We start from the raw sequence: 11,795 nt of genomic DNA on the forward strand, positions 1-11,795 counted from the left end.
AGGACATTTTTTGTTATTAAGGAAACCCTCCGGCTTATTTAACTACCGAAAATTTATATAACGATTGTGTTTTGTAAACCTGGCCTGGTTTAAGTTCGGTTGACGGGAACTGCGGTTGGTTTGGCGAATCAGGATAATGCTGTGTTTCCATAGCAAATGAGGTACGGAATTCGTCTTTTATACCGCGTTTCATGGCATTTTTGGCTTGCATAAAGTTGCCACTGTAAAACTGTAAGCCTGGCTCCTCGGTAAATACTTCCATTTTTATACCGCTTTTATCACCAATTACGGTGGCTATAGGGGTTTTAATATCGTGTTTGTTCAGTACGTAGTTATGGTCATAACCTTTACCATCTTTTAGTTGCACGTTGTTATCATTTATCCTTTGGCCAATGGTAGTTGGTTTTGTAAAATCAAACGGAGTACCATGTACATTTTCAATTTTACCTGTTGGGATCAGGGTAGAATCAACCGGAACATAATTATCGGCATCAATTTGTACCAGGTGATCAAGAATAGTTCCGCTGCCTTCGCCATTAAGGTTAAAAAAGGCATGGTTGGTTAAGTTCACTACGGTTTTTTTATCGGTTGTGGCTTCGTAAACCGCTTTAAACTCGTTATCATCAGTTAAGCTATAAATAACTTTCACACTCAGGTTGCCAGGGAAACCTTCTTCCATATCTTTTGACAGATAAGTAAGTTCCAATGTTGAGGAATCAATTTGTTTGGCATCCCATACTACACTCTGGTAGCCGTTTTTGCCACCATGCAGCGTATTAGGCGGATTATTTATGGACGACTGATATTCTGTACCATCAATTTTAAATTTGCCTTTGGCTATGCGGTTTCCATAGCGGCCAATGGTAGCACCATAATAAGGTTCGATCGATTTTTCAAAACCTTCCACACTCTCAAAACCTAAAACTACATCAGTAAGCTTACCATTTTTATCAGGTACCAGCAGGCTTACTATACGGCCACCGTAATTGGTAAACGTTGCGACTATCCCATTTTTGTTCTTAAGGGTGTACAAATGTGTTTGTTTTCCATCGATTGTTTTTTCGAATGCAGAGGCTGGTGTTTGGGTGCTATCCGTCATAGTTGTTTTTTTCTTGTCAGATGATTGATTACAGGCGGCCAAATATACGCAGGCCGGCAAGATTACAAAGGAGAGGTTTTTAAATAATTGGTTCATAAAGGAGATGGTTTATATTGTTGGTTTAAAATTAATATTTTTTACTTATCCCTTCACTTTATAATGCACTTCACTTAAATTTCTTAATTTTTCGGCGGCAAACTCGGCAGTAATATCACGCTGCGGATTAGCCAGCATCTCATAACCCACCATAAATTTTTTAACTGTTGCCGACCGCAATAATGGCGGGTAAAAATGCATATGCCAGTGCCAGTACGGATGCTCGCCCATGTTTACCGGCGCCTGGTGCATACCTGATGAGTATGGAAACGACGTTTCGAACATATTATCATATCTTACTGTGAGGCGTTTAATGGCATCAGCCAGGGCTGTTTTTTCATCCTCAGTAAAATACAACAAACTGGTGATTTGTCTTTTACTTACTATCATGGTTTCATATGGCCATACTGCCCAAAAAGGTACCAGTACAACAAAATGCTCGTTCTCAAAAATGATGCGTTCCTGACGTTTTAACTCCAGCTTTACATAATCGCCAAGCAGACTGCGGCTTTTTTGCTCAAAATAGTTTTTTTGCTGCTGGGTTTCCTTATCCACTTCAACCGGGATGCTGTTTTGCGCCCAGATCTGGCCATGCGGATGCGGGTTACTGCAGCCCATAATATCGCCTTTGTTCTCAAATATCTGGATGTGCTTTATCCATGGGTAGGTTGCCAGGTCCTGGTATTCTGTTTGCCATACATCAACCACTTTCCTGATATCTTTGGTTTCCATTTGGGGCAGTGTAAGGTCATGCTGCGGCGAAAAACTGATCACTCTGCAAATCCCCCGCTGACTGTTGGCTACCAGCAGTTCATCATCATTAAGCCCGCCATCCGGCGTATTTAACAATAAGGACGAATAGTCGTTGGTAAAAACATAGCTGCCTTCGTAATCAGGGTTCTCACTCCCGTCGGCTCTTTTATTGCCGGGGCACAGGTAACAGTTGGGGTCGTATTCGGGTCTTTCATCGGCCTGGGCAGCTTCTACCTTACCCTGCCAGGGTCGTTTTGTACGGTGCGGGGATACTAATATCCAGTCGCCGGTTAAAATATTCAAACGGCTGTGCGGATGCTCTTTCAGATCAAAGTTTTCGTTACTCATCAAGTTTAAATTAATTAGGTTTTGTTGGCGACAGGCATGGGGCTAATGCCTTTATCGATCCAAAAATAAAAAAATAAATGTAAGACATACATTTAAAATGAATTTATTTGTCAGGAAGACATTTTAATTTATTTGGATGCGACTTTTCAAAAAATGTCATTTCGAAAGAGCCTGCGGGAGGAATGAGGGTGGCGCGAAAGAGAAATCTTATATAATATACAAAGCGAATTTGCAGGTCATATAAGATTTCTCCTCGTTCCTCGTCGAAATGACAACGTTTTTATTTTTTCTGAACCCCTGTGATGAGGACACAGGGGTAAAATTTAATGTGTGATCAACCTAAAACCCCAGCTCGTCGTATTCCACAACGGCCGAATCGCAAATATAGGTTGGCACAATGCCGGTTGCGGTTATGCGGTTGTCGGCATCCTTGGGTTGTGTATTGCCTGATAATACCAATACGGTATCCAGTCCAAATTTATTACCACCCCAAATATCCGTTTGCAGAGTGTCGCCCACCATCACAATATCCTGCTTGCTGATAGGCCCTTTTTCGCGCAGCAGATCATAAGCAAACATGAACATCTGCGAATCGGGTTTACCAAAGCGAATAAACTCCTTGCCCACAATATTCTCCACCATCCGGGCTATTCCCCCTATTGCTATGGCCACATCATGTACCGACAATGGGTAAGCATGATCTGTATTGGCAACTATGGCAGGAATAGTGCGTTTACGCAACAGGTTCACGGTTTTATTCAGGTCATTAACCCAACTAAAGCCTTCATCGTCCAGGAATACCAGGGCATTCACTTTTTCAATATTACTGCTGTCTATCTGGCTGATGGGCAGCGTATGCAGGCCCGAACGCTCAATATAATGCGCAGAATCTTCGGTACCCAGGTAGGCCACTATGCCATCGTTCACTTTAAGATCAAGATACTCTTTGGCCAGCATGCCCGATGAAACTATACGGTCGGCTGTAATCGCGTTTAAACCGGCTTTATGGTATGATTCGGCTAATTGTGTGGGACTGCGTGAAGCATCATTGGTAACAATATAATATTCCTTATTTTGCTGTTCAAGATAAGCAAACGTACGTTCAATACCCGGCAACAGGCCTTCATAGTTTTTCAGTACACCAAAAGCATCAAAAAAAACAACCTTGTRCCTGTCAATAATGGATTTAAAGTTGTCTATTTTTTTCATGCTTTTGGTGTTGTTAATTTAATATTGTCGCAATATGCTTAAATATTAAACCACTGCCTATTTTAATTTCAACGCTTCAATAATTTTTTCAGCATCAAAGTCCCTGTCAACCGATGGCAGGTATACGTTAAATGCCTCTGCCTGCAACTTTTGCGCATATTGCTCGCTAAAAAAGTGTTTACCATCTTTAATTACATAATTTAATATAAAAAAGCGGTAAGCCTCTTTCATAAACCTGATCTCGTCGGCGGTTAGCGGGTTTATTTTATGATACTCCTTCAAAAAGATGATGAAGCGGTCTTCCATCATGGTGTTGATCACATAACTAAACACCGTACGGTCGCCAATATCAGATACCACCCTGCTGAAAAAGTAAAAATCAAGCACAYGGTAACTCATCCTGAACCAGTCGTAATCCCAGCGCGAATACAATTCCAGGTTTGGGGTAACCGAAAAGTTGCCAATATTCCAGTCGATAAATACCGGGATAATCTCGAACGAGCTCATATTATATTTTGAGCGGTTCTTTAAAAAAGTTTCGCAATGATATTTTAAAAAGTCGGCCTGCATGGCTGTTCCAAACTCTTCTTCGTTATCCTCCAGTTGGTGCAACAGCGCAGAAATATCAGTACGCAGCGTTTTTGACGATTTAGGCAACACATTTTTAACCCTTGAACAAGCTTTATGGAACTTGCCAACCTGCTGCCCCAGTTTTTTAATCTGATTTTCATCGAGCCTGCGCGGCATGCGTTGCAATATGCGTGTTGGATTATAAAAAACCACCCAAGCATCTGTTTTGCCATGTTTATAATGGTAAATATAAACCCGGTTATTTTTTAATAAAGAGCGCGCCAGCAGGTTTTCGAACGGATAAAGCAGGTTATTTGCTAATGTTTGGATAATGCGGTGATCTTCTTTAAAATGCTCAAACTTACCGAAGTAAGACAGCTTGGCAATAATAATATCGTCGTCATCAAAAGTGATACGATAAACATGGTTGGTTGATACCATGGCGCTGATATCTTCAATAAGCCTGATGGTTTTTGAGGCATCATAACCCTCCCATGCTTTTTTAACTATGACTGAATAGTCCATTTACATAATTTAGGCTACAAAGATTAAATAATAATATCGAATAACGAATTTTTGTCTGAGCCTTTTGTTTGAACTTTTTTGTCTGAACTCAGATTAAACAGATTAAAAGATTAACCATGATTTTTTACCTGCAAATCAAAATCCAAAAAATCTGATAAATCTGTTAATCTGTTTAATCCAGGTTCAGACAATTTAATATTGTCTAAACTTTTTATTCAATAATCGTTTAAACATTAATAATTTACTGCCGAAGTTTATGAGTAAACCAATTTCCATATTATAAGCTTCAAGATAATTAATACCCTGAGCCAAGTGAACAGGCTCTAACTCGATAATGGCTTTTAACTCGACCATTATTAATCCCTCAACAAAAAAATCAACTCTGCGGGTTCCAATTTCCTCCTCCCGGTAATAAATCGGCATTTCTTTTTCACGCTCAAAAACAAGGCCTTCAAAAGCCATTTCTAATTCAAGCGCCCGTTGATATATTACCTCCTGAAATCCGTTACCAAGCACAGCATGAACTTTCATGGCACATCCTATGATCCTTCGGGTTATTTCATCGTGCTTCAGTTGATCCACATTGTTATTTATTAGGATTTTTATTTTTGTCTGAGCCTTTTGTCTGAACCGGGATTTTTCGGATTAAAGGATTAACCACGATTTTTCTCCTTTTACAAATCAAAATCCAATGAATCTGATAAATCTGTATAATCCGAGTTCAGACACATTCAGACAATTAAATAATCTCAAAGTATCTTTTCAGTTCCCAGTCGGTTACATGTTTAGCATATTGGCGATGCTCCCAAAGGCGGGTTTGGGTAAAGTGCTCCACAAAGCCTTCGCCAAAAAGCTCTTTGGCTATAGGTGAGTTTTGCATGGTTACAGCGGCATCATGCAGGTTAGTGGCCAGTACGCCGTTCCTTTTATCCTGGTAGCCATTACCTATGGTTTGCGGAATATTTAATGCCAGCTTATTTTTTATACCGTAAAGGCCCGAAGCCAGCGCAGCGGCCATAGCCAGATATGGGTTGGTATCAGAGCCGGGGATGCGGGTTTCTAAACGGGTATAGGCCGGTGTTGTATTGATCACCCGCAGGGCTGTGGTGCGGTTATCTACCCCCCAGGTAATGGTGGTTGGCGCCCAGGCGCCTTCAACCAGGCGTTTATAGCTGTTTATAGTGGGAGCATACATGGGTAATATATGAGGCAGGCAATGCAATTGCCCGGCAAGGTAATGCTTATGCAGATCGCTCATTTTATGTTCGTCACCGGCGCTGTAAAACAAGTTTTCGCTTTTATCCATGCTCCACAGGCTTTGGTGCAGGTGCCCGCTGCAGCCCGGCAGGGTTTCGGTCCATTTGGCCATGAACGATGCCATGATGCCATGTTTATAGGCAATTTCCTTTACAGCGGTTTTAAACAGCACAGCTTTATCTGCAGCGCTTAAAACCTCATCATGCAATATAGCAGCTTCATATACACCCGGCCCGGTTTCGGTATGCAAACCCTCTATAGGGATATTGAACTGCGTGAGCAGGTTAAACAGATCATAATAAAAATCACTGTTCTCTGATGTGCGTAGTATGGAGTAACCGAACATACCCGGCGTAAGGGTATTTATATTGGTAAAATTTTTGTCATTGACAGACTGTGGAGTTTCCCTAAAATTGAACCATTCAAACTCCTGCGCAAACTCGGCATGGTAGCCCATATCAACACATTGTTTGGTGATGTGCTTCAGCAAACTGCGCGGACAAGCCGGCAGATCAACACCTTTGGGATCACTGTAATCGGCCAAAAAGAAAAGGATATTATCCTGCCAGGGGATGTTGCGCAATGTTGAAAGATCTATACGGCAAAGCTTATCAGGGTAACCGGTATGCCAGCCGGTAAGCTGTACATTATCATAACAAGCATCGCTGCTGTCCCAGCCAAAAACTACATCGCAAAAGCCATAACCACTTTGCAGGCCATCAATAAACTTTTTAGGGTGGATCACCTTGCCACGCAAAACGCCATCAATATCGGCAAAGGCGAATTTTATTTTCTGTATGTTATTTTCTTCTAAATATGCTTTGATCTGTTCCTCGTTCATGGTATAATATATAAGGCAGGTTATACTTTAGCAAGATAACCATTATGATGTAAACATAAAAAATTGCCTTTAGTGTTTATAGATATTCATTACGAATTTGAGCTTATCTTTGTTTATAACATCAGCTAATTAATGGAGCAAACCAACCCGCATTTATTTGTTTATGGCACCCTGCTTGATAACAACAATAGTTACGGCGCCTATTTACAGCAGCATTGTACCCTATTGCAGCCAGGCAAACTTAAAGGCAGGCTTTATGATATTGGCGACTATCCCGGCGCCATTGCTGATACCGATAGTGAAGAGTATGTTCATGGTAGCATTTATTTAATGGATGAGCCTGAAAAGATTTTGGAATTTATTGATGATTATGAGGGTTTTGGTGATGACCAGGCCCAGCCCAATTTATTTATCAGGATACAAGCAGATATTGAAACCGGTACCAACACGGTTGAGTGCTGGGTGTATGTTTACAATTTAGCGGTTGAGCATTTGCCCAGGATAAGATCAGGAAGGTATTTGAAATAGGGTAACAGCAATAACAAAAAAAATCCCCCGGCCTTTTGGGCCGGAGGAAGAAGTTAAAGTATATAAAGGGGCTTAAACTTTCGCTGATTTTACAGTTTTGATGATAACTGCAGCTACTTTGTATGGATCAGCAGCTGAGTTAGGGCGACGATCTTCCAGGTAACCACTCCAGTTGTGATCAACTGTATATAAAGGGATACGAATAGAAGCACCACGATCAGATACACCATAGCTAAAATCATTGATTGAAGCAGTTTCGTGTTTACCTGTTAAACGCAGTTCGTTATGAGCACCATACACAGCAACACACTCAGCAACTGCTGGGCGGAATGCTTCGCAGATAGCAGTAAATGTTTCTTTGCTGTTTGCAGTACGTAAGATTGTGTTTGAGAAGTTAGCGTGCATACCAGAACCGTTCCAGTCTAATTCACCCAATGGTTTGCAATGCCAGTTGATGGCAACACCATAGCTTTCGCCAATTCTTTCCAATAAATAACGGGCAACCCAAATTTGATCACCAGCTTCTTTAGCGCCTTTAGCGAAGATCTGGAATTCCCACTGACCTGCTGCTACTTCGGCGTTGATACCTTCAACATTTAAACCAGCTTCTAAACAAACGTCTAAGTGCTCTTCAACAATCTCACGACCGTAAGCATTGTTTGCACCTACTGAACAGTAGTAAGGGCCTTGCGGACCTGGGTAACCACCTGCCGGAAAACCAAGAGGTTTGTTAGTTTTAGGATCCCATAAAAAGTATTCCTGCTCAAAACCAAACCAAAAATCATTATCATCATCCTCGATATGAGCACGACCGTTTGACTCATGAGCTTCACCTTTTGAATCCAACACTTCGCACATTACCAGGAACGCGTCTTTTCTTTGAGGATCTTTACAAATGAAAACCGGTTTTAAAACGCAATCAGATGAGCCACCTGGTGCCTGTTCAGTTGATGAACCATCAAAGCTCCAAAGCGGGCAGTCTTCTAATTTACCGCTGAAATCTTTTTCAATTTTTGTTTTGCTGCGCAGGCTTTGGGTTGGTTTATAGCCATCAAGCCAAATGTACTCGAGTTTAGTTGCCATTTTTAAATTAATTTGTAAAGTTGTGGTTCTAATTATAGTTTTTCTGTTAATCTGACTAATTATTAAGGCGAATTTAAATTATTTTTATAAAAATCATTACATTTTTGTGAAATTTTTACAATTTTTTTCCACAAACGCTACTTTTTAAGCTTAAATACGTAAAAACAAGGTTAACAAATATCCTTTTTAACATTTTCATATTTTACAGCATTAAAATCATTGATTTTTTATCAAAAATGTAAAATATTGAAATAAAGACTATTTTAGGAGCTTTTTGACTTAAAAAATTTACTAATTATGAAAAACAGGCAAAATATATATCCGCTTAATCGCTTAGTTTTTGCGATACATTTTTGAGGGCCTTATCCAATTGTTCGGCAGAGTATTTCAGGTAATTTTTTGTTTGTAAAAGTTCAGCCCCTTTATTACTCTTATCATTCATCAAATCAAGCAGACCCAATATATTTGAAAGGTGATTACGTACCTCGTGCGAATTAATGGTGGCAAGCTCATGCTTTTGTGCTGCATATAACAGCTTTTCATAGTGTCGTTTTTGCCTGTTGCTGCGGTAAAAAATGGCTATTACAACAACTATTAAAAATGCCAGGGCTACAATAAACCTGAGTTTTAGCTGCTCTTTTTTGTAAAGCAGCATGTTTTCGTAATACAGGCCTTGCACATCGTTAATTTTCACTTGCGATGATATATTCCCAACCTGTGTAAGGTTATTAACATTCTGTTTTGATTGCTGCAAGGCCTGTTTAAAATTATAAGCGGCCTTTTTACTATCATTTTTAAGTTGAGCGATTTCACCAAGCATCTCATACAAATGAAACTTTATTTCGGGATGATTGCCTAATAAAGGCCGGGCAAGCAGCTCATTTATAATATACCTTGCCGAATCAATTTGTCCGTTATTAAAATAAGCGTCAGCAAGGCATTGCTCATCAATATCAACCTTTACATACAAGCTATCTTTTAATAAAGCATTTATAACTGGTATAGCCGCTTTATAATCACGTTTTAACAACAGCAAATAATAGCCGGTACGTTTTTGAGAGGTATATAGTTTATCCGATTGATCTTTAAGCAGGTTTAATTTTTCATGATACATGCTTAATGAATCATACTTACCTGCCCTGAAATAGTTTTCGGCTTTATTATAGTTTATGAGCCTTAAAATAATGATGGAGTTTAGTTTATACTTGTCGCATAAGTCTTGTGCCTCATCTAAATAAAATAACGATTGACTGTATAAACCGCTTTTATAATATATATCAGAAATGTTAACGTAAAGCAATGCTTCTAAAAAGGGATCATGAAGTTCTTTAACCTCATTTTTTGCCAAAGAATAGCTATAAATCGCATCAATGGCATTACCTGCATCAGTTTGTATAAATGCCAGTTGACTAAAAAACGTATATAGCAAAAAGTGATTTGATTTTTTTTGCTGCTCCTCAACTGCCTTTACTAATACTTGCTGTGCTTCATCAAATCTCAACAGACGTTTCAGGTAAATACTCTCTATTAAAAGTATCAGCGCCTGCTTGTTTTCGATATTGCTGCCAGAAATTGTCCTGGTAACAGAATCTTTTTTAAAAGCGAGGCCATTAAGCGGAAGATCCTGAATATGCCATTTGATATAATATACTAATTTTTGCTCGCGCAGATCCTTATCCTTTAGCCGAATAAAATTTAAAAGGCTGTCTTTTTCAATAAGAGGCTTTGAAAAAGCAGCATTAAAGCAGCATATGCATAAAATTGATAGCGTTAAGCGTAGCATTTTTAACATGCAGGCATATTTTTCATATAAAATATAAATTTACGCTTGCGCATGGTAAAAGCAAACATTACACATATTATTAACTAACTATCAAATTTTTCGAGCAGCTTTAACAGCGTTTCAAAATCTTTGGGATATGGGGCATGTATAGTGATCTCGGTCTCGGCGTTTATTTTGAAAGTAACCTCATATGCATGTAGGGCAAAACGTTTCATGATAGGTAATTCCTCCTGACCTTTACCCAAATGGTATTTGCGTTTAATTTTTGACAGAAAAACCGGCTCGCCTTTGTACATATCATCCCCAGCAATTGATGCCCGCTGTGTGGCCAAATGTATACGGATCTGGTGCATACGACCAGTTACCGGGCGACACTCTACCAATGTATAATGCTTAAAGTATTTTAACGACTGAAACCAGGTTTCGGCACGTTTGCCTTCCTGCCTGCTTATGGTAACATTACCTTTGCCCACATTTAAAATAGGCAAATCAATCAACAGATTTTCAAAAGTATGTGTACCATCAATTACCGCGTGATAAACTTTTTTTACCTGCCGTTTTTCAAACTGCATAGATACCATACGATATGACTCAGGGTTTTTAGCGATGATAAGCGCACCAGACGTTTCCTTATCCAGCCGATGACAGATCTGGGCATCGTCCCAATAAGCCTTAGCCAACCGCAACAAGTTAACCTCGCCCCCTTCACGCTCGTCAAGCGAACTTAGAAAGGGTGGCTTGTTCACTACAATCACATCATCATTCTCAAACAATATCAGATCGGCAAATTTCGGGAACTTCATATTTTAAATATAGCCGGCAAAAATACGGTTTATAATTTAAACAGTTACCAGCGTAAAACACCATTTGTTAACACACTGTAAAACAAACATTAACCACAATGGTTAAATACCATAACTAACAAATACAAACACCTATCTATTAAACAAAATGAGTAATAAAACAACCAAACCTGAAGAAAAGGGATTTTTTGAAAAGGTAAAAGAAACAATCGAGGAATTTTGGGATAGCACTAAAGACAAAGCCGAAGAACTAAAAGATAAAGCCGAAGAGAAAATAGAAGAGATAAAAGAAAAAGCAACTGCTAAAAAACCAGTTGTTGCTAAAAAAGCCAGTGCAACCAAAGCCGCCGTTACTAAAAAGGCCGACACTGCCGTAACCAAAGCCAAAACCGCGGCTGCCGGCGTAAAAGCCAGGGCCGATACCAAAGCAAAAGTTATAACTGCCAAAGCTAATAACGAAGTTGCCGCAGCCAAAAAAACCGCGACTGCCGTGAAAGAAAAAGCTACTGCCAAAGCAAAAGCGATAACTACTGATGCAAAGGCAACTAATGTCAAAAAAGCTGTTGCCACCAAAACAACCAAAGCCGCCACAACGGTCAAGAAAAAGGCCGCAGCAGCCAAATAATTTCGATTAGGATATAAAAAAAGCGGTCTGCTTAATACAGGCCGCTTTTTTATTACTAAGAATTAAAAATTCTGATTATTGGAGGGATCTGTACCCCAACCCGGATCGATAGTTACTTGAAAGCCAGAACTATTGGTTGGTGTTCCAAACAAATTCCCATTGTATATTTTCGTTACATTTTTGTTAACTGTGACGCAGAACTTACGCCTCTTACTATTAAAATGGTTTGGTGATAGGGGTTCCGTTCCAGCTGGTATCGGCAACAGCGTGAAAAC

At 39.7% G+C, this 11,795-nt stretch carries 11 protein-coding genes; 2 read left to right on the forward strand and 9 right to left on the reverse strand.

Features of this window, described 5'->3' with window-relative positions; genetic code table 11:
* Positions 1–34: 34 nt before the first annotated feature.
* From AC1DRQ_RS26035 to AC1DRQ_RS26060, 6 genes are all read right to left on the reverse strand, one after another.
* Positions 35–1,195, reverse strand: a complete 1,161-nt coding sequence (locus AC1DRQ_RS26035; RefSeq protein WP_477428225.1) for an aldose epimerase family protein — start codon at positions 1,193–1,195, stop codon at positions 35–37.
* Positions 1,196–1,240: 45 nt separating this feature from the next.
* On the reverse strand, positions 1,241–2,296 hold the full coding sequence (locus AC1DRQ_RS26040; RefSeq protein WP_429397563.1) for a UDP-glucose--hexose-1-phosphate uridylyltransferase: 1,056 nt from the start codon (positions 2,294–2,296) through the stop codon (positions 1,241–1,243).
* 339 nt (positions 2,297–2,635) lie between these two features.
* Positions 2,636–3,505 (reverse strand): HAD-IIA family hydrolase, encoded by an 870-nt coding sequence (locus AC1DRQ_RS26045; protein ID WP_477428227.1) that lies wholly within the window; start codon positions 3,503–3,505, stop codon positions 2,636–2,638.
* A gap of 57 nt (positions 3,506–3,562) precedes the next feature.
* Positions 3,563–4,600 (reverse strand): hypothetical protein, encoded by a 1,038-nt coding sequence (locus AC1DRQ_RS26050; protein ID WP_477428229.1) that lies wholly within the window; start codon positions 4,598–4,600, stop codon positions 3,563–3,565.
* 192 nt (positions 4,601–4,792) lie between these two features.
* The gene (locus AC1DRQ_RS26055) at positions 4,793–5,182 is read right to left on the reverse strand and encodes a GxxExxY protein (RefSeq protein ID WP_477428231.1); all 390 of its coding nucleotides are present in this window, start codon (positions 5,180–5,182) and stop codon (positions 4,793–4,795) included.
* A gap of 157 nt (positions 5,183–5,339) precedes the next feature.
* On the reverse strand, positions 5,340–6,698 hold the full coding sequence (locus tag AC1DRQ_RS26060; RefSeq protein ID WP_477428233.1) for a glutamine synthetase family protein: 1,359 nt from the start codon (positions 6,696–6,698) through the stop codon (positions 5,340–5,342).
* A gap of 132 nt (positions 6,699–6,830) precedes the next feature.
* On the opposite strand from AC1DRQ_RS26060, the gene AC1DRQ_RS26065 reads away from it, so the two are divergent.
* The gene (locus AC1DRQ_RS26065) at positions 6,831–7,226 is read left to right on the forward strand and encodes a gamma-glutamylcyclotransferase family protein (protein ID WP_429397573.1); all 396 of its coding nucleotides are present in this window, start codon (positions 6,831–6,833) and stop codon (positions 7,224–7,226) included.
* Positions 7,227–7,298: 72 nt separating this feature from the next.
* On the opposite strand, the gene AC1DRQ_RS26070 is transcribed toward AC1DRQ_RS26065, so the two are convergent.
* The 3 genes from AC1DRQ_RS26070 to AC1DRQ_RS26080 form a co-directional block, all read right to left on the reverse strand.
* Entirely contained in the window at positions 7,299–8,309 is a 1,011-nt protein-coding gene (locus AC1DRQ_RS26070) for a glutamine synthetase beta-grasp domain-containing protein (RefSeq protein ID WP_429397575.1), read from the reverse strand.
* A gap of 325 nt (positions 8,310–8,634) precedes the next feature.
* Complete coding sequence (locus tag AC1DRQ_RS26075; protein WP_477428235.1) at positions 8,635–10,092, reverse strand: hypothetical protein; 1,458 nt, start codon at positions 10,090–10,092, stop codon at positions 8,635–8,637.
* A gap of 83 nt (positions 10,093–10,175) precedes the next feature.
* Positions 10,176–10,895 carry an RluA family pseudouridine synthase gene (locus AC1DRQ_RS26080; RefSeq protein ID WP_477428237.1) on the reverse strand — a complete coding sequence of 240 codons (720 nt, stop codon included), beginning with the start codon at positions 10,893–10,895 and terminating at the stop codon, positions 10,176–10,178.
* A 148-nt stretch (positions 10,896–11,043) separates the two neighbouring features.
* On the opposite strand from AC1DRQ_RS26080, the gene AC1DRQ_RS26085 reads away from it, so the two are divergent.
* Positions 11,044–11,520 (forward strand): hypothetical protein, encoded by a 477-nt coding sequence (locus AC1DRQ_RS26085; RefSeq protein ID WP_477428239.1) that lies wholly within the window; start codon positions 11,044–11,046, stop codon positions 11,518–11,520.
* The last annotated feature ends 275 nt before the right edge of the window (positions 11,521–11,795 follow it).

Source organism: Mucilaginibacter sp. P4_E8, from assembly GCF_056401495.1.